Here is a 24572-nt window from a genome sequence, read left to right as displayed (position 1 = left end):
GTAAACGCCCCCCTCGCCGGATAATCCGCCGCCCAGGCCAGGGAGAGACAGCGTCTGCGACTTGCCGGATAACGCGTATAATGGCGTCGTTATACGTTGGCGATCACACGAAACAACGCTATGCAGCGACAAGGCTACGGCGTATAAAACCAGGATCCTGAAAGACTATGCCCAAGAAAACCGAGCAGCCAGCCAGCTTTGAAAGCTCACTGAACGAGCTGGAAAAAATCGTTACCCGTCTTGAATCCGGCGAATTGCCATTGGAAGAGGCGCTAAATGCGTTTGAGCAGGGAATACAGCTTGCGCGTCAGGGACAGCAAAAGCTGCAACAGGCGGAGCAGCGGGTACAGATTCTGCTGAGCGACGAACCTGATGCGGCATTATCCCCCTTTACCCCGGACAGTGAATCGTTATGACAGACTTCACTGAGCAATTGAATGCTCACTCCCAGCGGACCAATCGTGTGTTACGTCATTTTATCGCCGCACTTCCCTTTCAGAGGAGTCCACTGGTCAATGCCATGGAGTATGGTTCACTGTTAGGCGGCAAGCGACTCCGTCCGTTCCTGGTTTATACTACTGGTGAACTGTTCGCTATGCCGTTGGAAAGTCTGGATGCGCCCGCCGCCGCGATAGAATGCATTCATGCCTATTCATTAATCCATGACGATCTTCCGGCAATGGACAATGATGATCTGCGCCGCGGTCAGCCGACCTGTCATATCAAGTTCGGCGAGGCAGGCGCCATTTTGGCCGGCGATGCCCTGCAAACGTTGGCATTCTCAATTTTGGCCGACGCGCCGATGCCGCAGGTCACCGACCGCTCCCGGCTGGCGATGTTGTCTGAACTGGCGCTGGCCAGCGGCGTTGCCGGCATGTGCGGCGGTCAGGCGCTGGATTTGGCGGCGGAAGGCCATCAGGTGGATCTCGCCGCGCTGGAACAGATCCATCGTCATAAAACCGGCGCACTGATCCGCGCAGCGGTAAGACTTGGCGCATTGGCGGCCGGCGATCAAGGTCGCGCGGCGCTGCCTTATCTCGATCGCTACGCCGACGCTATCGGGCTGGCGTTCCAGGTGCAGGACGATATTCTGGATGTGGTTGGCGACAGCGCCACGACGGGCAAACGTCAGGGCGCCGATCAACAACTGGGCAAGAGCACCTACCCCGGATTACTGGGGCTGGAAAACGCCCGGAAAAAAGCTCGGGAGCTTTATCAGGAATCACTGGCATCGTTGGATGATTTAGCCACTTTCAGCCAGGCACCACTGAATATTGCGCCATTACAAGCGCTGGCGAATTTTATCGTTGAGCGCAATAAATAAAATCTCTGAATGAGTCTCTAATGAGTTTTGATACAGCGAAATACCCGACATTATCGTTAGTGGAAACACCCGATGAACTACGTCTGCTACCGAAAGAAAGCCTGCCGAAGCTGTGTGATGAACTTCGTCAATATCTGCTGGACAGCGTCAGCCGTTCAAGCGGCCATTTTGCCTCAGGGTTGGGCACGGTCGAACTGACGGTGGCGTTGCACTATGTCTACAACACGCCGTTCGATCATCTGGTCTGGGATGTCGGGCATCAGGCCTATCCGCACAAGATCCTGACCGGCCGCCGCGACCGCATTTCAACCATCCGGCAGAAAGGCGGTTTGCACCCTTTCCCGTGGCGGGATGAAAGTGAATACGACGTATTGAGCGTCGGTCATTCCTCGACCTCCATCAGCGCCGGGTTGGGTATGGCGGTGGCCGCCGAACGCGAAGGAAAAGGCCGCCGCACCGTTTGCGTGATTGGCGACGGCGCCATTACCGCCGGTATGGCGTTTGAAGCCATGAACCACGCCGGCGACATTAAATCAGACCTGCTGGTGGTGCTGAACGACAATGAAATGTCGATTTCAGAAAACGTCGGCGCGCTGAATAACCATCTGGCGCAATTACTGTCCGGCAAGCTCTACGCCAGCCTGCGCGAAGGCGGAAAAAAAGTGTTATCCGGTCTGCCGCCGATCAAAGAGCTGGTCAAACGCACGGAAGAGCATATTAAAGGGATGGTGGTTCCCGGCACCCTATTTGAAGAGCTGGGCTTTAATTATATCGGCCCGGTGGACGGCCACGATGTGCAGGCGTTGGCACAGACGCTGAAAAATATGCGCAGCCTCAAAGGCCCGCAGTTGCTGCATATCATGACCAAAAAGGGCAAAGGCTACGCGCCGGCCGAGCAGGATCCGATTAGCTGGCACGCCGTGCCCAGGTTCGACCCCGCCAGCGGCACGTTACCGAAAAGCAAAGACGGCGCGTTGCCGACCTACTCCAAAATTTTCGGTCAATGGCTACAGGAAACCGCAGCCAAAGACAGCAAACTGATGGCCATCACCCCCGCCATGCGCGAAGGCTCAGGCATGGTGCAATTCTCCCGTGATTACCCGCAGCAATATTTTGATGTGGCGATTGCCGAACAACACGCGGTGACGTTCGCCGCCGGATTGGCCATCGGTGGTTATCATCCGGTGGTGGCGATTTACTCGACCTTTTTACAGCGCGCCTACGATCAGGTTATCCATGACGTGGCGATTCAGAATTTACCGGTGCTGTTCGCCATCGACCGCGGCGGCATCGTCGGCGCCGACGGACAAACCCATCAGGGCGCATTCGATCTGTCATTTTTACGCTGCATACCGAACATGATCATCATGACGCCCAGCGACGAAAACGAGTGCCGTCAGATGCTGTATACCGGCTATCACTATCAGAAAGGCCCGACGGCGGTGCGTTACCCGCGCGGCAACGGCACAGGGGCCGCACTGGCGCCGCTGGCTGAAATACCGATGGGTAAAGGCGTGGTTCGCCGTCAGGGTGAAGAGATCGCCATCCTTAACTTCGGCACGCTATTGCCGGAAGCGCAAAAAGCGGCAGATAAACTGAACGCCACGCTGGTCGACATGCGTTTCGTTAAGCCATTGGATGAAGCGCTAATAGTGGAACTGGCTAAAACACACGGCACGTTTGTGACCGTGGAAGAGAATGCCGTTATGGGCGGCGCCGGCAGCGGCGTAAATGAGCTGCTGATGGCAAAACGTATTACGGCTGCGGTACTCAACCTCGGCCTGCCGGATAAATTTATTCCACAAGGCGGTCAGGAAGAGATCCGTGCCGATATCGATTTAGACGCCGCAGGCATTGAGCGCAGAATAACCCAGTGGTTGAAGTAGATAACGCAGAAACAGGCCGGACAGCACATCTGGCCTGAATATCCTCTCGCGCGCCACGCTCAGTTCAGGCGCTCAATATCCGTCCCGCCCTACCAGCCCATGTCTACACAGACCCGGCATTCTAGCGTGTTTTTTTATCCGGCAACGGGAACCACCGCGCATCACTCGCCACTAAGATGGGAAAATGGAGGGGATGGAGAGGACGGAATGAACAAACGCGCTTTTCATATTGTCATGTCCCGGCTGATGAAATCATACAATATTGATACCACAAAAGCGGCTCAGAGCGGACATGACGTCTATATCATGACGCTGGAAGACGGCACCTCAATCTTTTTAATGGGCAACCAGCAGGAGTACCTGAACATCATGAGTCCCTTTGCCAGTCTGGAACAAGGGATAAACACGGCCAGCGGCACCCTGTTGTCACTTCTGGCGATCAATGCCTGGAGCCCCCGCCATCCCATGTTTACGCTTGGCGTTGATATTCACAAGATGAAAATAATACTTTCGTGTCGGCAGGCGCTCGCAGAACTGAATGACAGCGAAACGCACAAGCTGGTTCGCACTTTTATTGAAACGGTATTAACACTTCAGACATGGCTACGCCGGCAGGCGAAAGACGCGCGGAAAGCATAACGTTCGTTTCCGGTTGGAAACCGGGCCTATTACAGACCAATAAAGCAACAGATAAACAAGGAAGTCACCATGTTAAACCCATTGCAAAACCGATATTTTAGCGGCGAGAGGGCCGTCGATCCTCTGGCGAATTTCAATCGGGAATCCGTGGTGAAACTGCATGATGCGGTGAGTGCGGATTTTCTCGGCATCAGCCGTTTCGAAGGCAAAAACATTCGGGTTGACTCGTCTACCATGGAAAATCTGAACCTGGCACAGGAAACCCTGCGCCAAGTAAAAATGATGCTGCCTTATGGCGCGGGTAATCAAAAAGCCGATATTATCGCGACGCAGGGGGAAAGCGCGGTACGCGTGTTGATGCATAGGGAAAAATCCGATTCCCCTTTTCCGATGGTAAATGCCAGAGAAGCGGCCCGCTATCAGGCAGGCAACTGCCATGAACATGCCGATTTGGCCTACACGCTGCTGGCCGGGAAAAAAGTCGATGCCCCGGTACAAATCGTCGACGATAAAAACTGGGAGCATGAATACGTGTTGATTGGCGATCCGCGCGACCAGACGTGGGGTGAACAAAAAACCGTGGTGGTTGATCCCTGGGTTAGACTCCCCACGGCGGCAACCCTGGCGCAAACCAGCAACAGAAATCCAGAGTCACACGCACAATCTCAAAGAGAGCGAAATGCGGAACCCGCACCGGCGGCGCTGGCATTACATAACATCAAACACGTGACGAGCGCGGAAGTAGCCCAATTCATAAGAGAAGAGCACATGCCCCAAATCGGCCCCGAGTTTCTTGCATGGATCCTCAATCCCGAGATCCCGGAAGGGGCTGATGCAAGCGAAGCTGAATTACTCGATGAGAAAAACGTCGCTAAAGATCCAAGTACGCGCTATTCCAGCCACTTTTTCAATGCCGCATCAATGGATAGCATTGCAAAAACCACGGTTGATCACCAAAAGGCCGCGCAACGCGCCTGGGACGAGATGCGCGCCATGACGCGTGATTAATGGCGACGGCGGCCTGATACAGGACGGGAAAGAGGATCAAAAAACGGGCCAGTGATACCCCAACCCGTAAATAATCCCCGCGGAAATAACGCCTGCGACGATGTCGTCGATCATAATCCCCATCCCGCCGTGCACATTGCGATCAAACCAGCGGATTGGCCAGGGTTTCCAGATATCCAGGCAGCGAAACACCACAAAACCCGCGGCAACCCATTGCCATTTATCCGCCGGCAACGCCATCAACGTTATCCACATGCCGACAAACTCGTCCCAGACGATACTGCCATGATCGTGAACGCCCATGTCTTTAGCTGTCTGATGGCACAGATATACGCCGATACAGATGCTGAACATCACCACCAGCGAATACAGCTCAAGCGGAAGAAACGACATCACATACCACAGCGGGATCGCCGCCAATGACCCTACCGTACCCGGCATCCAGGGCGACAAACCGCTGCCGAACCCGGTCGCCAACAAGTGCCACGGGTTGCGTAAACGCAGTCGGCTTTTCGCCGTTTGCGACCCTTTAGTTTTGTTCGCTAAAATGGTCATATCCTTTCCAGTTCAACGTAATCTCTTTCTCATCCCGGAAAAAGCGCAACCCTTCCGACGAGGGGCCGATTTGCCCAATACAGGTATAATCTGCGCCCAGATGCCCTAATGCGATATCCAGAGCGCCACGATTGATTTCCGGCACGGTAAAACACAGTTCATAGTCTTCACCGCCTGACAGCGCCCAACGCAGCGCCTGCTCCTCATCCACGCGATCGCGCAAATAAGCAGAATAAGGGATCGCGTCCAGATTGATCCGCGCGCCGCATTCACTGGCTTTCAGCACATGTTGTAAATCAGAAATCAGGCCGTCGGAAATATCAATCGCCGAACTCGCCAAATCCCGCAGCGCCTGTCCCTGCAATATTCGGGGCTGCGGGCGCAGATGACGCCGGATCAGCGCCTGACGGGCGTCCTTCTCGCTAACCTGCAATTTATTCTGCAAGATCGCCAAGCCGGCGGCGCTGTCGCCCAACGCTCCGGTGACATAGATCCAGTCGCCGATTCGGGCGCCGGCGCGGGTCAACGCTCGGCCAGCCGGAACCAAGCCATAAATCGTCAGCGTCAGGCTAAGCGGACCGCGGGTGGTATCGCCGCCGATGAGCTGCATACCATAATAATCGAGCAGCTCAAACAGGCCGTCGCTATAGGCCGACAACCAGTCACTGTTGCTTTCAGGCAGGGTAATCGCCAGGGATAGCCAGGCGGGATCGGCGCCCATTGCCGCGAGATCGCTTAAGTTCACCGCCAGTGATTTATAACCCAGATCGGAGGGGGAGATATCAGGCAGAAAATGAACGCCAGATACCAATGTATCGGTACTTACCGCCAGTAATTGTTTCTCTGCGACCGTCAGTAACGCGCAATCGTCACCGATGCCCAACTCAACATCCCGGCGTGAACTTCTGACCCGATTGAAATAGCGGGCAATAAGGTCAAACTCACCTTTAACCATAACCTTTCCAGCCAGCGTTTATACCCGTCATCTTTCAAGTTGCCGGCGTATGGGTTTCCCGCATCTTGAAATCTATTGGGGATAATTCAAAAGATCAGGGCCGGATATCCGGCCCTGACTCACTTATTTCTTGCCTTTGCGCACGGTGGGCGCGGCTTTATCAAGTACGCCATTCACAAATTTATGGCTATCCTCTGCACCAAATACTTTCGCCAGTTCAATGGCCTCGTTGATAGCCACTTTGTAAGGAACATCCTCACGTTTGCTGAGTTCAAATATCGCCAAACGCAGAATGGCTCTTTCCACCTGACCCAGTTCATCGAGTTGACGGGACAGGAAGGGCGCCATCAGTTGATCCAGCTTTTCAGCCTGGGAGGCAACCCCCGCCAGCAGCTCACGGAAATAGGTGATGTCGACATCTTTGACATCCTGCTCGCTCAGGAATTGGAGTTCAATATCGGCAATATCGTTTTTAGACAACTGCCAGGAATAAAGCGCTTGAACCGCACATTCACGGGCGCGGCGACGAGCAGCAGGTTTCACGGAATTCCCCTTACTTAATCAGGCTTACTTGATAGCTTTCAATACGTTAATCATTTCTAGCGCGGTCAGGGCGGCTTCAGCGCCTTTATTACCCGCTTTGGTGCCGGCACGCTCTATCGCCTGCTCAATGCTTTCAGTGGTCAGTACCCCAAAGGCAACGGGGACTTCACTCGTCATGGCGACATGAGACAAACCGGAACTGCATTCGCCGGCAACAAATTCGAAATGGGCGGTTCCACCACGGATAACCGTTCCCAGTGCAACCACGGCGTCATACCCCCCGTTTTGGGTGCTCTTGGTCAGCGCACGCACGGCCAATGGCAGTTCATAGGCGCCGGGAACCCAAACGACGGTAATATTCTCGTCTTTAACCTGGCCGATGCGCTTTAAGGCATCAATCGCGCCTTCCAACAGGCTGTCGTTAATGAAGTGGTTAAAACGGGCAATGGCAATCGCCACGCGGGCATCAGGAGTCGCGACAACACCTTCGATAACGTTCATAACATTCCTTTATCTGGTCTTTATACCCCGCAGGGGGGCGGATTCTATCATATTCTTCCGGCCACGTATCCGGTTTTGTCGGCCCCCGCTTGCGCATTTAAAGGGCGTATCGGACATCATGAGCGAAAGAATAATAAACGATTAATTTTTCGGCTTTAAGCGCAGCCGCAAATCCGGTCCTATTTGGCGGACATCACGTATTTCAAATTCGGGCGCTTGCGATAGCCGGCTTAATCCCGGCAGCACGCAAAGCGCGCGCGCTTTCTCCCCCAACAGTTTTGGGGCAAGGTAGACAATCAGTTCGTCGACCACGCCCGCCGCTAATAACGCGCCAGCCAGACTCGCGCCCGCTTCCACCCATACCGAATTAATCTGCCGTTTCCCCAGCACCATCAGCAGCGCAACCAGATCGATGCCGCCATTGTGCTGCGGCAGTCTCAGTTGCTCGACCGTTTCCGGCCATGTCTGCTCATCCGTTTGCGAGCGCGCCAGCCAGGTTCGCCCCGGCTGCGCAATGAGGCGATGATGAGGCGTAACGCGTTGCCGGCTATCGACAATAATACGCACGGGCTGTCTTACATCCGCTTCGCTATACTTCCGCTGCGTATCGGCATCCAGTTCTTGCCAGCGCACCGTTAGCGACGGGTCATCCGCCAATACCGTGGCGCTGCTGCTCAGAATGGCGGCGCTTTCCGCCCGAAACCGCTGTACGTCCTGTCGGGCCTGAGCAGAGGTGATCCACTGGCTTTCCCCCGAGGCCATTGCCGTTCGCCCGTCCAGCGACGCGGCCATTTTTAGCCGCACATAGGGAAACCCGGTGCGCATGCGCTTCAGAAAGCCGAGGTTGATGTTCTCCGCCTCGGACATCATCAGACCATGGCTGACGGTAATCCCCGCCTGTTGCAGGCGATGTAGCCCGCGACCGGCCACCTGCGGATTGGGATCCTGCATGGCGGCGACCACGCGCGAGATCCCCGCCGCGATCAGCGCGTCGGCGCAAGGAGGCGTTCTACCGTGGTGACTGCATGGTTCCAGCGTGACATACGCGGTTGCGCCGCGAGCCAACTCGCCGGCCATCCGCAATGCGTGAACTTCCGCATGAGGCTCGCCGGCCCGTACATGGTAACCCTCGCCGACGATCCGCCCCTCCCTGACTATCACGCAACCGACATTGGGGTTAGGCGCCGTCGTAAAACTGCCGCGCCGCGCCAGTTCAAGCGCCCGCGCCATATAGAATTCGTCTTGTGGACTCACCATTCCCGCGCTTCTCATCTCTGACGCCCCGGCCGTATCATGCCTTATCCTGTAGGCGAGCGATCTCTTCGCCGAATTCCCGAATATCCTCAAAGCTGCGATACACCGAGGCAAAGCGGATATAAGCCACTTTATCCAGCTTTTTCAGCGCATCCATCACCAGGCCGCCGATCATTTTCGCCATCACCTCACGCTCGCCGGTCGCTCGCAGTTGGGATTTAATATGATTAATCGCCATTTCAACATCATCAGAACTGACCGGCCTTTTCTCCAACGCTTTAAGCATACCGCTGCGCAATTTATCTTCATTAAAAGGTTCGCGCACATCGTTGCTTTTCACCACTCGGGGCATAACCAGCTCCGCGACTTCAAAGGTGGTAAAACGTTCATTGCAAACCAGACACTGCCGGCGGCGGCGAACCTGCGAACCTTCGCCGACCAGGCGGGAATCAATGACTTTGGTATCAACAGCGGAACAAAACGGGCAATGCATGATGTCTCCTGACCACTAATCCTTCACAGAAAGACAGTTTACCCTGAATTAATAGACTAACCAAAACTCCTGAACATTGTTGCGAACAGCCTCGCACGCTCAGGCGTCGGCCTGAAAAAAGCCCGCGCGTCTATACCCAATAGATTGCAAGATGCGGGAAACCCATACGCCGGCGACTTGAAAGATGACGGGTCTATAACTTGCCCGTAATCACGACTACACTATCAATAAAGGCAACCGAAGGATTAGTAAGTAAAACCTCGAAGGGGAAAAACAGAAATGATAACCCGATACCGCATGCTGGCTATGTTGCCGGCAATGGTTTTCCTGGCTGGCTGCGCGCAACAACGCCCTTTGCCACAGTTACAGAATCAGTTGGGTCAGTTAAATCAGCAGTTACGAACATTGACCGATCGGGCAACGCTGCTGGAACAGCAAAATGCGCTGAATGCGCAATCAACCTCCGGCGTTTATTTGCTGCCTGCCGCGCAAGACGGCGCAATCGTGCAAAGCAGTATCGGCCAACTTGGCGTATCGCTCAGCAATGTCGAAACCGAGGCCAACGGCACCCGCGCGCTGCTGCATATCCGTCTTATCGACAACGGTCTGTTGCCCGCGTTCAGCGCTCAGCTCGATTGGGGCCAACTCGATCCCGTCAGCGGCAAGCCGTTAACCAGCGATATGCAGACACAGGCTTTGATTTTTTCACCGTCGCTGTTGCCAAAACCCGAGGCGGCGATTGAACTGCGGCTCAGCGGAGTATCGCCGGAACAACTGGGATTTATTCGGTTGCATAACATCCTGCGGGAAGAACAGACCTCGCCCCCGGTCGCCAGCATTGACGCACCTTGATTTTTAGCGCCGACAGGCATTCTTCCGACGAAAAAAAACCCCAAAATGGGGTTTTTTATTAGGCTATACCGAACGCTTACGGCAGTAATGAGGGTTGATCGGCGCCCTCTTTTTCCACCTTCTGCACCAGCAGGTGTTCGCGCTTCATCCCCAGCTTCAGCGCTAGCGCGGAAGCCACATAGATCGAGGATACCGTACCGATCGAGACGCCGATCAGCATCGCCAGCGAGAACCCTTCCAGCATCGCGCCGCCGAAAATGTACAGCATCAGCACCACCACCAGGGTGGTTGCCGACGTCATAATGGTACGGCTCAGCGTTTGCGTCAGAGAGACGTTCATAATCTCATACGGCGTACCGCGGCGAATTTTACGAAAATTCTCACGGATACGGTCAGAGACCACAATACTGTCGTTCAGCGAGTAACCGATGACCGACATCAGCGATGCGACAATCGTCAGGTCGATCTCTATCTTGAAGAGCGACAGCACACCCATGGTGATAATGACGTCATGCGCCAGCGCTATCACCGCCCCTAACGCCAGCCGCCATTCAAAACGGAAGCCGACATAAATCAGGATACAGATCAGCGCGCTCAGCAACGCCATCCCCCCCGCCTGGGCTAAATCGCTCCCCACGCTGGGACCGACGAACTCAATCCGTTTTACCGTCGCGTGCTGTTCAGTGCCCTGATTGATCACGCTCAATACGCGGTTGCCAAGCTCCTGACCGGAGGTGCCGATACTCGGCGGCATCCGCACCATCACGTCGCGGCTGCTGCCAAAGTTCTGGATCAGCGGATCGTGAAACCCGGCTTGCTCCAGCGAATCACGGATCAGATCCAGATCGGCTGGCTTTTCGAGATTGATCTCAATCACCGTACCGCCGGTGAAATCCAATCCCCAGTTAAAACCCCGTACGCCCATCACAATTAACGAAAGGATCAACAGCGTTCCTGAAATCAAAAACGCGACGTTGTCCCAACGCATAAAGTCATGAACCCGGCGTCCGTAGTTCAGTTGTTCAACAGTATAATCCTGTGCCACAACGCACTCCTCAGATAGACAGCTTGTTAATGCGTTTGCCGCCGTAAAGCAGGTTAACGATGGCACGAGTACCGACGATCGCCGTAAACATCGAGGTAGCTACCCCGATTGCCGTCGTGATGGCAAAACCTTTGATCGAACCCGTTCCCACAGCGTAAAGGATAATGGCGGTGATCAGGGTGGTCAGGTTGGCATCCACGATACTGGAGAATGCGCCCTTATAACCCTCATGAATCGCCTGCTGGACGCTGCGTCCGTTTCTCAGTTCTTCCTTGATACGTTCGTTGATCAGCACGTTGGCGTCAACGGCCACCGCCAGCGTCAATACGATACCGGCAATCCCCGGCATGGTTAGCGTCGCCCCCGGCAGCAGAGACATGACGCCGACGATCAACACCAGGTTCGCCACCAGCGCGGTTGTCGCAATCACGCCGAATTTACGGTAGTAAACCACCATAAAGACGATTGATGCGACCAGCCCCCACAGACAGGCCTCCAGCCCCTGGGTAATGTTCTGCATCCCCAGCGTCGGCCCGATGGTGCGTTCTTCCACAATCTGGATCGGGGCGATCAACGCGCCGGCGCGCAGTAACAAAGACAGTTGACGCGCTTCGTTGGGGTTATCAATGCCGGTAATACGGAAGCTGTTGCCCAGACGTGACTGAATGGTCGCCACGTTGATCACCTCTTCCTGTTTCTCCAGAATCGCCCGGCCGTTGGCGTCTTTCTTGCCGCTGTCTTTGTATTCAACAAACAGCGTCGCCATCAGCTTGCCGATACTGTCTTTGGTGAAGTTGGACATGGTGTTGCCGCCCGCGCTGTCCAGCGAAATGTTCACCTGCGGTCGGTTGTACTCGTCGTTGCTTGAAGTGGAATCGGTGATGTGATCGCCGGTCAGGATCACGCGCTTAAACAGCACCACCGGCGCACCATCGCGCATGTGTTTCACTTCGGAATCGCCCGGCACGCGGCCATTGGCGGCGGCGGTCGCATCGGCGTCGCTGTTCACCAGACGGAATTCCAGCGTCGCCGTGGCGCCCAGAATCTCTTTCGCCCGGGCGGTGTCCTGAATACCAGGCAATTCAACCACGATGCGGTCGGCGCCCTGACGCTGCACCAACGGTTCCGCAACGCCAAGCTGGTTGACACGGTTACGCAAGATATTGATATTTTGCTGAACCGCATATTCACGCGATTCACGCAGGCGCTCATCGCTCATTACCGCCCGCAACAGATTGCTGCCGCTGGCGCTGATGACCAGATCGCGGTGACGAGAGCTCAGGTGACTCACCCCGCTATCACGCGTTTGCGCATCGCGGAAACGAACTTCAACGCCGTAATTATCGATTTTACGTATCGCGGCGTAAGGAATGTTTTGCTCGCGCAAATCGCTGCGCAGGGAATCCATCGATTGTTCTTGCAGCTTGCCCAACGCGGTGTCCATATCCACTTCCATCAGAAAGTGAACGCCGCCGCGCAGATCGAGGCCGAGCTTCATCGGCTCCGCCCCCAGGACACGCAACCATGTCGGGGTGGCCGGCGCCAGATTGAGCGCTACAACAAATTTATCGCCCAGTTCACTCAGGAGGGCTTCACGGGCACGGATCTGAATGTCCGGATTGGAGAAGCGAGCCAAAATCGCACCATCTTCCAATGCAATCGACTTACTGGCGATATTTTGCTCTTGTAATACATTCTGGACTTGGATCAGCGTCGTTTCGCTGGCGGCGGTTCCCCGCGCGCCAGTAACTTGTACCGCCGGATCCTCACCATACAGGTTAGGAAGCGCATAGAGCAGACCAATGACCAAAGCCACGATCAGCATCAGGTACTTCCACAAAGGATAACGGTTTAACACGGCAGTTCCCTTCGGGAAAATCAAAAATTACAGGGCTTTAATAGTGCCCTTCGGCAGCACGGCAGCCACGAAATCACGTTTGATAACCACTTCGTTGGTATCATTCAACGCAATGGCTATGTAGCCAGTCTCAGACACTTTGGTTACGCGCCCGACCAGACCGCCGGTGGTCAAGACTTCATCACCCTTGCTGATGGAATCCATTAACTTTTTATGCTCCTTGGCGCGCTTTTGCTGCGGACGCAGGATCATAAAGTAGAAAATCAGACCAAAAACGGCCAGCATAATAACCAGAGAGTACGGGCTTCCCTGAGCCGGAGCGCCAGTCGCTGCTACAGCATCGGAGATAAAAAGACTCATTTAAATTTCCTCTTTGTTATCAAAAAGATAAGTTATCAATATTACAAAAGTGAATAATATAAAAATCACACTAAGGCTGATTGTCAGTTGCTATTAGACACATCTTCAACAAGCGGTGGAATCGGTTTGCCTATCCGTTGGTAAAAATCCACCACAAAGCGTTCTAATTTACCCTCTTCGATGGCCTGACGTAAACCCGCCATCAGACGTTGATAATAACGCAAATTATGAATGGTATTGAGTCTTGCGCCGAGTATTTCGTTGCAACGGTCGAGATGATGCAAGTAAGCGCGGCTATAATTGCGACACGTATAGCAATCACAGTGGTCATCAAGCGGGCGAACATCATCCTTATGCTTCGCATTACGGATTTTCACCACGCCGTCAGTGACGAACAAATGACCGTTGCGCGCGTTGCGCGTCGGCATGACGCAGTCAAACATATCAATACCGCGACGGACGCCTTCCACCAAATCTTCCGGTTTGCCGACGCCCATCAGATAACGCGGCTTGTCGGCCGGGATCTGCGGGCAAACATGCTCCAAAATACGGTGCATATCCGCTTTCGGTTCACCCACTGCCAAACCGCCCACAGCGTACCCATCAAAGCCAATGTCTACCAGTCCTTTTACCGATACGTCACGTAAATCTTCGTAAACGCTGCCCTGAATAATACCGAACAACGCATTCTTGTTATTCAGTTCGTCAAAACGCTGACGGCAGCGTTTCGCCCAGCGCAGGGACATTTCCATCGAGCGCTTGGCGTAATCCCAGTCGGCGGGATAAGGGGTACATTCGTCAAAGATCATCACCACGTCAGAACCCAGATCGTACTGGATTTCCATCGACTTTTCCGGGCTGAGGAAAATTGAATCGCCGTTGATGGGGTTGCGGAAATGCACGCCTTCTTCGGTGATCTTGCGGATATCGCCCAGGCTAAATACCTGAAAACCGCCGGAGTCCGTGAGGATCGGGCCATGCCACTGCATAAAGTCATGTAAATCGCCGTGCAGCTTCATGATTTCCTGCCCGGGGCGCAGCCACAGGTGGAAAGTGTTTCCCAGCAGAATCTGCGCGCCGGTGTCTTTGACTTCTTCCGGCGTCATGCCTTTGACCGTACCGTACGTGCCCACCGGCATAAATGCCGGGGTTTCCACCACGCCGCGCTCAAAAATCAATCTGCCGCGACGCGCCCGGCCATCGGTTTTTTGTAATTCGTATTTCACTTCACCTCCAGCATCAGAAAAACAGTCTGATGTTGCTATTGATAATGCCTGTCGAACGCCTGACAGAACCTGGTCTGCGGCGCGGATATAAATCAGAGATCGGGCGGTGACGCCACATTCTCTTGCTCAGCGGCAGGATTGCGCGTGATAAACATGGCGTCGCCGTAGCTGAAAAACCGGTATTGCTCGGCCACCGCCTGCCGGTAGGCCGCCATCGTGTGTCGGTAGCCGGCAAAAGCCGACACCAGCATGATCAATGTCGATTCCGGCAGATGGAAATTGGTGACCAGCGCGTCGATAATCCGGTAGTGATAACCAGGATAGATAAAAATACGGGTATCGCCGAAAAAAGGTGCGATAAGCGCATCCTTACTGGCCTGGGCGGCGCTCTCCAGCGAACGAACCGAGGTGGTGCCCACGGCAATCACGCGATTGCCCCGCGCTTTGCAGGCCAGAACCGCCTCTACCACCGCCTGCGGCACTTCGGCGTATTCGGCATGCATAACGTGATCTTCGATGGTCTCGACGCGTACCGGCTGAAACGTCCCGGCGCCGACGTGCAGGGTGACAAACGCCATTTCCACGCCTTTGTCGCGCAAAGCCGCCAGCATCGGTTCATCAAAATGCAGGCCGGCGGTGGGCGCCGCCACCGCACCCGGCCGCTGGCTGTAAACCGTCTGATAAAGCTCGCGATCGGCCGCTTCGTCCGGCCGATCGATATAGGGCGGCAGCGGGATATGTCCGATATCATTCAGGATCGTCAACACGTCGCGGTCATCGTCAAAATGCAGTTCAAACAAGGCGTCGTGACGGACGGCCATCGTCGCCCTGACGCTCTCGTCATCGCCCAGCAACAGCTCGGCCCCGGGTTTTGGCGCTTTGGACGCGCGGACATGGGCCAGCACCCGATGCTCATCCAGCACACGCTCGACCAGCACCTCCAGCTTGCCGCCGCTGGCTTTGCGACCAAACAAGCGGGCCGGGATCACCCGCGTATTGTTAAACACCAGCAGATCGCCGGCATCCAGCTTATCCAACAAATCGGTAAACACGCCGTGCGTCAGATTTCCCGTCGGCCCGTCCAGCGACAACAGGCGACAACCGCTGCGCTGAGCCTGTGGATAATGGGCGATTAATGATTCAGGAAGTTCAAACGAAAAATCGGCAACACGCATGACAATTCACTTAGCTGGTTAACACATTAAAAAAGGGCGGCCTAGTCTAGAGCCGCAAGCGCATGGCTGCAAGAAATAAGCACCCAAGTCGTAGAATGCATTATACTGTCGCGATGAATTTTCTTGCTCATCTCCATTTAGCCACGCTGGCCGACAGTTCGTTGCTAGGCAACCTGATGGCGGATTTCGTTCGCGGCAATCCTCAGGACAGCTATGCCGACGATATCGTCGCCGGCATTCGTTTACACCGGCGGGTTGATGTCCTGACCGATAGCCTGTCGGAAGTCAAACAGGCGCGTCAGTATTTCAGCGATGATTATCGGCGGGTGGCGCCAATTACCCTTGATGTGCTGTGGGATCACTTTCTGGCGAGACATTGGCGACAGTTGGAACCCGGCATGTCGTTGTCTTTATTTGTCCGTCAGGCGCAATCGTGCATTACGCCGCATCTGGCGCAAACGCCCGAACGCTTTCAGCATCTGAATCATTACCTCTGGCCGGAACGCTGGCTGGAACGTTATGCCGAATTGCCGTTTATTGCCGATGTGCTGCACAGAATGTCGGTGCGTCGCCCCAAACTGGCGGCGCTTTCCGGTTCATTTAGCGATATCGAGCGACATTACCCTCAATTTGAAACACTTTTCTGGCAGTTCTATCCACGGATGATGCTGCTGGCGAAGACACGGCAGCTATAAAACGGCGGGTTGATTATCACGTTGCCCGACGGTATTTACCCTTTTAAAGGCAAAGGACAATATAAGACTTTGATATATATTGCCTATTGGTTTAATAGCTGAAACCTATCTTATCGATTGGTCTGTTTGACTGTATTCATACCGGCGAAATCCCTATACTTATTGATGTTTTTCACATCAATCCAATATAAACAATTATTTACAGGAGTAATTATGGTCCTGGTAACTCGTCAAGCCCCTGACTTCACCGCCGCAGCCGTTCTCGGCAGTGGCGAAATCGTTGAAAATTTCAACCTGAAAAAACACATCAGCGGTAAGCCGGCGGTGATCTTCTTCTGGCCGATGGATTTCACCTTTGTTTGTCCGTCAGAACTGATTGCGTTCGATCACCGTTACGCGGAGTTCCAGAAACGCGGCGTTGAAGTGGTTGGTGTTTCTTTCGACTCAGAATTCGTGCATAACGCGTGGCGTAACACCCCGGTCGATAAAGGCGGCATCGGCGAAGTGAAATATGCCATGGTTGCCGATGTTAAACGTGAGATCCAGAAAGCTTACGGTATCGAGCACCCGGATGCCGGCGTGGCGCTGCGCGGATCGTTCCTGATCGACAAAGAAGGCATTGTTCGTCATCAGGTGGTGAACGATCTGCCGCTGGGTCGTAACGTTGATGAAATGCTGCGTATGGTCGACGCGCTGCAATTCCACGAAGAACACGGCGAAGTGTGCCCGGCTCAGTGGGAAAAAGGCAAATCCGGTATGGGCGCATCTCCGGACGGCGTCGCGAAATACCTGTCTGAAAACGCCGACAAACTGTAATATTTCACCGGTCGGTGGTTTATCAATCATAAAAGCCAGTCGCCAACGCGACTGGCTTTTTTATATCCATTGCTTTTTTATTCAACGCTATTATCCCTTGATACACGTTCAGTCAAAACAAAAGGAGAAGACATGCAACAGAATCTGACGCTGTGGCTGGAAAATGCGGGAGTGCAATACGCCGGCATGATTGCGCTACTGATTGTTCTGGGGCTGATACTTCTGGTCTCTGCGGTCATTCATCTTATTTTGCATCAGGTGGTGCTAAAACGGATCATCGTACGCTCGCTGAATAAACCCGGAACCGGCGCCCCATCCGGCTGGAAGTCGGCACTCACGCAGCACGGTCTGTTTAACCGCTTCGCTTTCCTGTTACAGGGGATCATTCTTAACATTCAGGTCGTGCTGTGGTTACCGGCGCAAAGCGAAACGCGTGAAGCGCTGGTGATCGCTTCTCAAGTCTGGATTATGGTTTTTGCTTTGCTGGTGCTGTTTTCCCTGCTGGATATCTTGCTCGCGGTCTCTTCACGCGCCAAAATCGCCACACAACTGCCGCTGCGGGGGCTGTTTCAAAGTCTGAAACTGATCGCCACGATAGTGATTGGCATTATGGTGGTTTCGTTACTGATAGGAAAATCGCCGCTGCTGCTGATCAGCGGGTTGGGCGCCATGACCGCCGTTTTGATGTTGGTCTTCAAAGATCCCATTATGGGGCTGGTCGCGGGGATCCAGCTCTCAGCCAATGATATGCTATCGCTGGGCGACTGGCTGGAGATGCCGAAATACGGGGCCGACGGCGCGGTGACGGACATCGGTCTGACCACGGTCAAAGTCAAAAACTGGGACAATACCATCACCACCATTCCCACCTACGCGCTGATTTCCGACTCATTCAAAAACTGGCGTTCCATGTCTGAATCCGGCGGACGACGCATCAAGCGCAGCGTAAATATCGACACCACCAGCGTGCATTTCATGACGGAGGAAGAACAGGCGCGGCTGATACGCAGCAAGCTGCTGTCGCCGTATATCCAGAATAAAACCAGTGAACTGGAACGCCATAATGCGCAAACGGATGCCGACCTTGCTTCACCGCTGAACGGCCGCCGGCTGACTAACCTTGGGACATTCCGCGCCTATCTTCAGGCCTATCTACGCGCACATCCGGGGATCCACAAGGGGATGACGCTGATGGTGCGCCAGTTGGCTCCCACGCCGGAAGGGCTGCCGCTGGAGATCTACGCCTTTACCAATACCACCGCCTGGGTGGAATATGAAAGCATCCAGTCGGATATCTTCGATCACATTTTCGCCATCCTGCCCGAGTTCGATCTGCGCGTGCATCAAACCCCAACCGGCAATGATATGCGGGTCATGGCGCAGCGGGCATGAACGCCCGCTTTTTATCTTACTTTTGCTGACGTTTTATCTTAATCACATAGCCCGCCAGCAGCAGCGCAATCCAGATCAGGCCGACATACAGGGAAACGCGGGTCGCAGGGAAATAACCGATCAGACCGATGATAAACAACAGGAAAACGATGCCGAACACCGAGGTCGCCACACCGCCGCGCAGCGGAAAGGCCAGCGACTTCACCGCTTCGCGGCTTAAACTGCGGCGGAAAGCGATTTGGGAGCACAGGATCATGATCCACACCCAGACGGTGGCGAAGGTTGCCAGCGAAGCGATAACCAGAAAGACTTTGCCCGGCATAATGTAGTTCAGATAGACCGCCACCAGCAGCGCCGACATCATCACCACGACCGTTACCCACGGAATACCTCGTTTAGACACCCGGGTGAAGGCTTTTGGCGCATGGCCTTGTCCCGCCATGCCGTGCAGCATACGCCCAACGCCAAACACATCGCTGTTGATCGCCGACAGTGAGGCGGTGATCACCACAAAATTCAGGATACCGGCCGCCGCAGTAATCCCCATATGCTGGAACGTCAGCACAAACGGGCTGCCGTTGGTGCCCACCTGATCCCACGGATAAATCGACATGATCACAAACAGCGTACCCACATAGAACACCAGAATGCGCCAGGGCACGGAATTGATGGCGCGTGGGATAGATTTTTGCGGATCTTTGGCCTCACCGGCGGTGATACCGATGATTTCCACCCCGCCATAGGCGAACATCACCAGTTGCAGCGACAGGATCATGCCCATCACGCCGTTACTGAAAAACCCGCCGTTGGTCCACAGGTTATGAATGCCCGTCGGCTCGCCGCCGTTGCCAATGCCCCAGACGATGATGCCAATCCCGGCGACGATCATGATGATAATGGTGGCGACTTTGAAAAAGGACAGCCAGAACTCCAGTTCGCCGAACACTTTTACGTTCATCAGGTTAATCGCCCCGATGATCAGCACCACGCTGAGTACCCAAACCCAGTGGGGAACGGCCGGAAACCAGACGCCCATGTAAATACCAAATGCCGTGACATCGGCGATGGCGACAATCAGCATCTCAAAGCAGTAAGTCCAGCCGGTGATATAGCCCGCCAAAGGCCCGAGATAATCCTGCGCGTAGCGGGAAAAAGAGCTGGATTGCGGGTTGTTGACCGACATTTCACCCAGCGCCCGCATAATAATGTAAGCGACGAGTCCGCCAATCAGATAAGCCAGCAAAACGCTGGGCCCCGCCATCTGGATGGCGCTGGCTGAACCATAAAAAAGACCGGTACCGATCGCCGAACCCAAGGCGATAAAACGGATATGCCGCGTACTTAACCCACGCTTGAGCTTAGTGGATTGTTGTTCCATAAATAAGCAACCCTGTTTTACAAAAGAAAAAACCACAGGCAATGGCCTGTGGTGCTAGATCAAAAACTCACCGTATTATTGATGTACCGTGACTTCCTGACGGCTACACAGCCGATCGTAAATCACCGCTGCCAGCAAAATCACTAATGAAGGCGGCAACCAGGCCAGGCCCTGCTCACTCAGCGGCAGGTTCAGACTCCACTCGGGCAGCAACGATTTGAAAGTCGACGATTTTATACCATCAATCATGCCGAACAACAGACTGATTAACATCACCGGCGCCACAATACGCGAATAATTATTCCACCATTGCCGCGTAAAACTCAGTAAAACCAGGACGATACAAGGCGGATAGATCGCCGTCAGCACCGGGATGGAAAGCTGAATCAGATGGCTTAAACCCAGGTTTGACACCACCATGGAGAAGCCGCCCAGTATAAATACCAGCGTGCGGTATGAAAACGGCAGATACTGGGCGAAGAACTCGGCGCAGGCGCACGTCAGGCCAACCGCCGTGACCATGCAGGCGATAAAGATCAACAGAGACAGGAAGCTGCTTCCCACATTCCCGGACGTATGCTGAACGTAGGCATGCAGAATTTCAGCCCCATTTTGCGCTTCCGGCACCAGCACGCCGCTGACAGAACCTAATTGGAACAGACTCAGGTACACCAGCGCCAAACCGATGCCCGCAATCAACCCGGCCCACACGGTATAGCGGGTAAGCAGTTTAGCGCTTTCGACCCCGCGCGAGCGCGCCGCATTAACGATAACAATGCCGAACACCATCGCACCCAGCGTATCCATGGTGAGATAGCCATTCACAAACCCGTTGGAAAACGGCACATGCTGATAGGTATCAATCGCCGGAAGGGGCGAACCCGCCGGCCACATGACCGCGGCAATACCCAGCACGGCCAGCGCGGCTATTTTCAACGGCGCCAGCACATGCCCCACCGTATCCAACAAACGCCCGGGATACAGCGAGATTGCGATAACAATCGCAAAATAGATCAGGCTATAAATTAATAACGGAGCAGCGCCATTTCCCACCAGCGGGGCAATGCCTACCTCGAACGATACGGTAGCGGTACGCGGCGTCGCAAACAGCGGGCCTACGGCCAGATAACAAACCGTCGCCAATACCACGCCCGCTTTCTTGCCAATCGGGGAGCTTAATGCATCAATTCCCCCGCCAACCCGCGCCAGCGCAACAATAGTAAGCACCGGCAAACCGACGGCGGTAAGCAGAAAGCCAAACGCGGCTACCCAGACGTGTTCACCCGCCTGTAACCCCACCATCGGCGGAAAAATGATATTCCCCGCGCCGACAAACAAGGCAAAGGTCATAAAACCTAATGCCACGATATCTTTGGACGTTAAACGATGACTCATAGTTATGTCGTGTTGCCTGTATCAATCGATAGAAAAGGAGAACTGTGCTGCTGATCGCCGTTCGTCACGACGGGCGTTCGCATGCTCATAAGCAGATTTATTGGAATTATATTTTGGCGCACAGCCATATTGGGGGGTAAGTAAAACGTTTATAGCGGAAAAAGACAAGACACAATCTAAAAAGCAGAGTTTTTGACTAAATCAAGACAATTATTTGGTAGATAAAATTGCTTATCGCTTATTGCTTGCTACATGATTTGTGCATTTATTGACGACTTAGTGCAATAAAACCGAAAAATAATCACTATAAATGCGCGCTTAAGCCATAAATAAATCTTATTTACTTAAAAAAAGCCGGATCTCACGATCCGGCTCAGACCGTTGACAAAGCCCGTTATTAGGGAGAGCGTGGCGAGGGGCCGTAGCGGCATAAGCCGCCGGAGCGCCCCTCGGTACGGTAGGCCCGGGTATCTCGGACTTACAGACGACTTTGCCAGCAACCGCAGCCGGATCTCACGATCCGGCTGCGGCCTATAACAGCGAAAAAGACCGGCTAACCGCCCATCACCACACCTGACGGGCAATATCGACAACCCGCTTCAACTTATTCCACTGCTGCTCTTCCGTCAGACTATTGCCCTCTTCGGTGGAAGCAAAACCGCACTGCGGGCTGAGACAAAGCTGGTTGATATCGACGTATTTCGCCGCTTCGGCAATACGCGCCTGTACGCTTTCCACGCTTTCCAGATCACCGTTTTTGCTGGTAATCAACCCCAGCACCACCTGCTGGTGGCCCGGTTTTATAAAGCGCAAAGGCTCGAAGCCCCCAGCCCGTTCGGTGTCGTATTCAAGGAAAAAGGCATCTGCGTTGACTTCACCGAACAATATTTTCGCCACTGGCTCATAGCCGCCCTCGGAAATCCAGGTAGAGCGGAAGTTGCCGCGGCACACATGCAGACCAATCACCAGATCGGCGGGTTTATCCGCCAGCGCCTTATTCAACACATCGGCATAAATACGCGCCAGCTGTTCGGGATCCTCACCCCGCTCGCGGATCTGTCGTTTCTGATCGTCGGAACACAAGTACGCCCATACGGTGTCATCCAGTTGCAGGTAGCGACAGCCCGCCGCGTAAAAGGCGTGGATCGCGTCACGCCAGGTTTGCGCCAGATCGTCAAAATAGGCGGACAGATCGGGGTACACCGTGCTGTCAATGGCTTTACGACCGCCGCGGAAATGCAGCACGCTGGGGCTGGGGATGGTCATTTTCGCCACCGCATCGCCTGAAATACTATTTAGATAACGAAAATCCTCCAACATAGGGTGCTGGTGATTGAAGCTTACTTTTTTCGTCACCCGGATAGCATGTGACTTGGTCTGAATCCCGTTAAATTGAATGCCCTGCTCCGCCTCATAACGTTCAACCCCGTTCAGTTCGGCAAAGAAATCAAAATGCCACCAGGCGCGGCGCAATTCACCATCCGTGACGACCTGCAAGCCCGTTTCACGCTGCCGCTCGACCAGCCGGAGAATTTCCCGATCTTCTATTTCGCGCAGCTGCGCCCCATCAATCTCACCGGACTGATACTGTAAGCGAGCCTGTTTGATTGCCGCGGGACGCAGCAAACTGCCGACCACATCGGCACGAAAAGGGGGAAGTGATTTAGCCATTGTTGCTCCTGACAAGCCGCCGGTGCATCAACAGAGGATGAGCGGCAAATAGTTTCGTTGTGAGATATTCCATTATGGCGTAGTAACTGACGGGATAGTCACCTTGAAAGCAAAATCAGCCATCTGGACGTCTAAAGTTGGCATTTATCCTGTCATGCGCATTGATGCAGAGCAATGGAATAATTTTCACATAACGTGAAATAAATTCATCTTGCAACGGGCTGGCGTTGGGAATCAATCAGCGCGGCAGGCACAATCAACCGATTCGGCAGCGTAAACATAAAACGGGAGCCGACGCCATCCTCGCTCACGATCTCCAAACGGGAATCATGGTGGCTGAGCGCATGCTTAACAATCGCCAACCCCAGCCCGCTCCCCCCGGTCTGCCGCGAACGGGCTTTATCGACGCGATAAAAGCGCTCGGTCAAACGAGGCAAATGTTCCGCTGCGATCCCCGGCCCGTCGTCACTGACCTGAAAGCGCGCGCCCTGTGGAACGTTCTGCCAGCCAACCTCAATGCGCGTACCTGCCGGCGTATGATTAATCGCGTTATACACCAGATTGGAAACCGCACTGCGCAGTTGTTCCTCATTACCGAAAATCTGAAGGTCTTCATTTATGCGAAACACGATCTCATGCCGCCCCTGGCTTAACGTCTGGGCTTCACGCTCAACTACGCGCAACATTAGCGGTATATCGACTTTCTCATGCAGATCGATTACCGCCGCCGCTTCGATACGCGACAGGGTTAAAAGCTGTTGCACCAGTCCGTCCATGCGCCGGGTCTGCTCCTGCATGGTATTCAGGGCTTTATTGCGCAGAGCATCATCCAGCGAGTCATCCTGCATCATCTCCAGATATCCCTGCAATACGGTCAGCGGCGTGCGCAGCTCATGACTGACATTGGCGAAGAAGTTACGTCTGGCCCCTTCCAACTGGTGCATTTGCGTAATATCACGCACCACCATCAGCTGTTGTCCTTCGGAATAAGGCATCACCCGAAATTCGAGGTGGCGGGCATGACTCAGTTGCAGCGTTAACGGACGGCTGAAATCCTGTTTTTTCATATAGCCGGCGAATTCAGGGTGGCGCAGCAAGTTGAGGATATTCTGGCCGTTATCTTCCGGCCAGCGTAGGCCGAGCAGATGCTGGGCCAGATGGTTACACCAAAAGATCGTGCCCTCTTCGGTAATAATTACCAGTGCATCCGGCAGGGACTCCGCGCCGCTGCGGAAACGCTTAATCAATAATGCCAGCTCGCGCCGACGCCGACGATTACGCAATTGCATCTGATAAAGGCCGTAAAACAGCGGCTCCCAGCTCCAGCGGCCGGGAGGCGGCGTCATGCTGCGATCGACCCACAGCCAGTGGGAAAGTTTAAGTTGGTTATAAAAATTCCAGCCTAGCGCCGCCAGAACGGCGGCCAACAGAAACCAGGGTAGATAGCCGAAGATCAAACCCAGCAACAGCGCGGGCAGGCAAAAAAAAACCAGCTCCAGCGCCAGCCTTTTCCATGAGAGACGTTCTAGCACGTTAATGTTTCTCCGCTAT

24 protein-coding genes are annotated in these 24572 nt (G+C 54.2%); 9 read left to right on the top strand and 15 right to left on the bottom strand.

What is annotated here, in order from left to right; all coding sequences use genetic code 11:
- Positions 1–167 precede the first annotated feature (167 nt).
- From xseB to HOY33_RS07955, 5 genes are all read left to right on the top strand, one after another.
- Positions 168–416: an exodeoxyribonuclease VII small subunit gene (gene xseB, locus HOY33_RS07975; protein WP_172289684.1), complete on the top strand. Its 249-nt coding sequence runs from the start codon at positions 168–170 to the stop codon at positions 414–416.
- Positions 413–1324: a (2E,6E)-farnesyl diphosphate synthase gene (ispA, locus tag HOY33_RS07970; protein ID WP_172289683.1), complete on the top strand. Its 912-nt coding sequence runs from the start codon at positions 413–415 to the stop codon at positions 1322–1324. Before xseB ends, ispA begins: the two co-directional genes overlap by 4 nt.
- Positions 1325–1344: 20 nt before the next feature.
- Positions 1345–3210 (top strand): 1-deoxy-D-xylulose-5-phosphate synthase, encoded by a 1866-nt coding sequence (dxs, locus tag HOY33_RS07965; RefSeq protein WP_172289682.1) that lies wholly within the window; start codon positions 1345–1347, stop codon positions 3208–3210.
- Positions 3211–3417: 207 nt separating this feature from the next.
- Entirely contained in the window at positions 3418–3849 is a 432-nt protein-coding gene (locus HOY33_RS07960; RefSeq protein WP_172289681.1) for a CesT family type III secretion system chaperone, read from the top strand.
- 69 nt (positions 3850–3918) lie between these two features.
- Positions 3919–4857, top strand: a complete 939-nt coding sequence (locus tag HOY33_RS07955) for a type III effector (protein ID WP_172289680.1) — start codon at positions 3919–3921, stop codon at positions 4855–4857.
- A 36-nt stretch (positions 4858–4893) separates the two neighbouring features.
- Here the strand turns inward: HOY33_RS07955 and pgpA are convergent, their stop codons facing one another.
- The 6 genes from pgpA to nrdR all read right to left on the bottom strand — a co-directional run bounded on the left by pgpA (position 4894) and on the right by nrdR (position 9158).
- A complete protein-coding gene (gene pgpA / locus HOY33_RS07950) occupies positions 4894–5412 on the bottom strand; it encodes a phosphatidylglycerophosphatase A (protein WP_172289679.1) in 519 nt (172 codons plus the stop codon).
- The gene (gene thiL / locus HOY33_RS07945) at positions 5387–6367 is read right to left on the bottom strand and encodes a thiamine-phosphate kinase (protein WP_172289678.1); all 981 of its coding nucleotides are present in this window, start codon (positions 6365–6367) and stop codon (positions 5387–5389) included. Before thiL ends, pgpA begins: the two co-directional genes overlap by 26 nt.
- A gap of 123 nt (positions 6368–6490) precedes the next feature.
- The gene (nusB, locus tag HOY33_RS07940; protein ID WP_172289677.1) at positions 6491–6910 is read right to left on the bottom strand and encodes a transcription antitermination factor NusB; all 420 of its coding nucleotides are present in this window, start codon (positions 6908–6910) and stop codon (positions 6491–6493) included.
- Positions 6911–6934: 24 nt separating this feature from the next.
- On the bottom strand, positions 6935–7411 hold the full coding sequence (ribE, locus tag HOY33_RS07935; RefSeq protein WP_172289676.1) for a 6,7-dimethyl-8-ribityllumazine synthase: 477 nt from the start codon (positions 7409–7411) through the stop codon (positions 6935–6937).
- 141 nt (positions 7412–7552) lie between these two features.
- Positions 7553–8668, bottom strand: a complete 1116-nt coding sequence (gene ribD / locus HOY33_RS07930; RefSeq protein ID WP_172289675.1) for a bifunctional diaminohydroxyphosphoribosylaminopyrimidine deaminase/5-amino-6-(5-phosphoribosylamino)uracil reductase RibD — start codon at positions 8666–8668, stop codon at positions 7553–7555.
- 34 nt (positions 8669–8702) lie between these two features.
- Positions 8703–9158, bottom strand: coding sequence for a transcriptional regulator NrdR (gene nrdR / locus HOY33_RS07925; protein ID WP_172289674.1), 456 nt, complete (start codon positions 9156–9158; stop codon positions 8703–8705).
- A gap of 279 nt (positions 9159–9437) precedes the next feature.
- Between nrdR and HOY33_RS07920 the strand changes: the two genes are divergently transcribed.
- Positions 9438–10010, top strand: coding sequence for a DUF3251 domain-containing protein (locus HOY33_RS07920; protein WP_172289673.1), 573 nt, complete (start codon positions 9438–9440; stop codon positions 10008–10010).
- Positions 10011–10086: 76 nt separating this feature from the next.
- Here HOY33_RS07920 and secF read toward each other — a convergent pair whose 3' ends face one another.
- The 5 genes from secF to queA form a co-directional block, all read right to left on the bottom strand.
- A complete protein-coding gene (gene secF / locus HOY33_RS07915) occupies positions 10087–11055 on the bottom strand; it encodes a protein translocase subunit SecF (RefSeq protein ID WP_172289672.1) in 969 nt (322 codons plus the stop codon).
- 10 nt (positions 11056–11065) lie between these two features.
- Positions 11066–12913 carry a protein translocase subunit SecD gene (gene secD / locus HOY33_RS07910; RefSeq protein ID WP_172289671.1) on the bottom strand — a complete coding sequence of 616 codons (1848 nt, stop codon included), beginning with the start codon at positions 12911–12913 and terminating at the stop codon, positions 11066–11068.
- Between the two features lie 27 nt (positions 12914–12940).
- Positions 12941–13273: a preprotein translocase subunit YajC gene (yajC, locus tag HOY33_RS07905; RefSeq protein WP_048635837.1), complete on the bottom strand. Its 333-nt coding sequence runs from the start codon at positions 13271–13273 to the stop codon at positions 12941–12943.
- A gap of 83 nt (positions 13274–13356) precedes the next feature.
- Entirely contained in the window at positions 13357–14499 is a 1143-nt protein-coding gene (gene tgt / locus HOY33_RS07900) for a tRNA guanosine(34) transglycosylase Tgt (protein ID WP_172289670.1), read from the bottom strand.
- Positions 14500–14591: 92 nt separating this feature from the next.
- Positions 14592–15674 (bottom strand): tRNA preQ1(34) S-adenosylmethionine ribosyltransferase-isomerase QueA, encoded by a 1083-nt coding sequence (gene queA, locus HOY33_RS07895; protein WP_172289669.1) that lies wholly within the window; start codon positions 15672–15674, stop codon positions 14592–14594.
- Positions 15675–15787: 113 nt separating this feature from the next.
- Between queA and HOY33_RS07890 the strand changes: the two genes are divergently transcribed.
- The 3 genes from HOY33_RS07890 (at position 15788) to HOY33_RS07880 (ending at position 18577) form a co-directional block, all read left to right on the top strand.
- On the top strand, positions 15788–16369 hold the full coding sequence (locus HOY33_RS07890) for an ACP phosphodiesterase (RefSeq protein ID WP_172290020.1): 582 nt from the start codon (positions 15788–15790) through the stop codon (positions 16367–16369).
- Between the two features lie 213 nt (positions 16370–16582).
- Positions 16583–17185, top strand: a complete 603-nt coding sequence (locus HOY33_RS07885) for a peroxiredoxin C (RefSeq protein WP_172289668.1) — start codon at positions 16583–16585, stop codon at positions 17183–17185.
- 132 nt (positions 17186–17317) lie between these two features.
- On the top strand, positions 17318–18577 hold the full coding sequence (locus tag HOY33_RS07880) for a mechanosensitive ion channel family protein (protein WP_172289667.1): 1260 nt from the start codon (positions 17318–17320) through the stop codon (positions 18575–18577).
- A gap of 16 nt (positions 18578–18593) precedes the next feature.
- Here the strand turns inward: HOY33_RS07880 and proY are convergent, their stop codons facing one another.
- The 4 genes from proY to phoR all read right to left on the bottom strand — a co-directional run bounded on the left by proY (position 18594) and on the right by phoR (position 24553).
- Complete coding sequence (gene proY / locus HOY33_RS07875; RefSeq protein WP_172289666.1) at positions 18594–19955, bottom strand: proline-specific permease ProY; 1362 nt, start codon at positions 19953–19955, stop codon at positions 18594–18596.
- Between the two features lie 75 nt (positions 19956–20030).
- Entirely contained in the window at positions 20031–21350 is a 1320-nt protein-coding gene (brnQ, locus tag HOY33_RS07870; RefSeq protein WP_172289665.1) for a branched-chain amino acid transport system II carrier protein, read from the bottom strand.
- 564 nt (positions 21351–21914) lie between these two features.
- Positions 21915–23021, bottom strand: coding sequence for a cobalamin-independent methionine synthase II family protein (locus HOY33_RS07865; RefSeq protein ID WP_172289664.1), 1107 nt, complete (start codon positions 23019–23021; stop codon positions 21915–21917).
- Between the two features lie 206 nt (positions 23022–23227).
- Complete coding sequence (gene phoR / locus HOY33_RS07860) at positions 23228–24553, bottom strand: phosphate regulon sensor histidine kinase PhoR (protein ID WP_172289663.1); 1326 nt, start codon at positions 24551–24553, stop codon at positions 23228–23230.
- Positions 24554–24572 lie beyond the last annotated feature (19 nt).

The organism is Brenneria sp. hezel4-2-4 (assembly GCF_013155275.1).
Taxonomy (GTDB): domain Bacteria; phylum Pseudomonadota; class Gammaproteobacteria; order Enterobacterales; family Enterobacteriaceae; genus Brenneria.
The sequence above is the reverse complement of the archived record's forward strand: the minus strand, read 5'-3'. Positions and strand labels throughout refer to the sequence as shown.

Coding starts and splice junctions, on each gene's coding strand:
- xseB (WP_172289684.1), top strand. CDS start 168: ATGCCCAAGAAAACCGAGCAGCCAGCCAGCTTTGAAAGCTCACTGAAC.
- ispA (WP_172289683.1), top strand. CDS start 413: ATGACAGACTTCACTGAGCAATTGAATGCTCACTCCCAGCGGACCAAT.
- dxs (WP_172289682.1), top strand. CDS start 1,345: ATGAGTTTTGATACAGCGAAATACCCGACATTATCGTTAGTGGAAACA.
- HOY33_RS07960 (WP_172289681.1), top strand. CDS start 3,418: ATGAACAAACGCGCTTTTCATATTGTCATGTCCCGGCTGATGAAATCA.
- HOY33_RS07955 (WP_172289680.1), top strand. CDS start 3,919: ATGTTAAACCCATTGCAAAACCGATATTTTAGCGGCGAGAGGGCCGTC.
- pgpA (WP_172289679.1), bottom strand. CDS start 5,412: ATGACCATTTTAGCGAACAAAACTAAAGGGTCGCAAACGGCGAAAAGC.
- thiL (WP_172289678.1), bottom strand. CDS start 6,367: ATGGTTAAAGGTGAGTTTGACCTTATTGCCCGCTATTTCAATCGGGTC.
- ribE (WP_172289676.1), bottom strand. CDS start 7,411: ATGAACGTTATCGAAGGTGTTGTCGCGACTCCTGATGCCCGCGTGGCG.
- ribD (WP_172289675.1), bottom strand. CDS start 8,668: ATGGTGAGTCCACAAGACGAATTCTATATGGCGCGGGCGCTTGAACTG.
- nrdR (WP_172289674.1), bottom strand. CDS start 9,158: ATGCATTGCCCGTTTTGTTCCGCTGTTGATACCAAAGTCATTGATTCC.
- HOY33_RS07920 (WP_172289673.1), top strand. CDS start 9,438: ATGATAACCCGATACCGCATGCTGGCTATGTTGCCGGCAATGGTTTTC.
- yajC (WP_048635837.1), bottom strand. CDS start 13,273: ATGAGTCTTTTTATCTCCGATGCTGTAGCAGCGACTGGCGCTCCGGCT.
- queA (WP_172289669.1), bottom strand. CDS start 15,674: ATGCGTGTTGCCGATTTTTCGTTTGAACTTCCTGAATCATTAATCGCC.
- HOY33_RS07890 (WP_172290020.1), top strand. CDS start 15,788: ATGAATTTTCTTGCTCATCTCCATTTAGCCACGCTGGCCGACAGTTCG.
- HOY33_RS07885 (WP_172289668.1), top strand. CDS start 16,583: ATGGTCCTGGTAACTCGTCAAGCCCCTGACTTCACCGCCGCAGCCGTT.
- HOY33_RS07880 (WP_172289667.1), top strand. CDS start 17,318: ATGCAACAGAATCTGACGCTGTGGCTGGAAAATGCGGGAGTGCAATAC.
- proY (WP_172289666.1), bottom strand. CDS start 19,955: ATGGAACAACAATCCACTAAGCTCAAGCGTGGGTTAAGTACGCGGCAT.
- brnQ (WP_172289665.1), bottom strand. CDS start 21,350: ATGAGTCATCGTTTAACGTCCAAAGATATCGTGGCATTAGGTTTTATG.
- HOY33_RS07865 (WP_172289664.1), bottom strand. CDS start 23,021: ATGGCTAAATCACTTCCCCCTTTTCGTGCCGATGTGGTCGGCAGTTTG.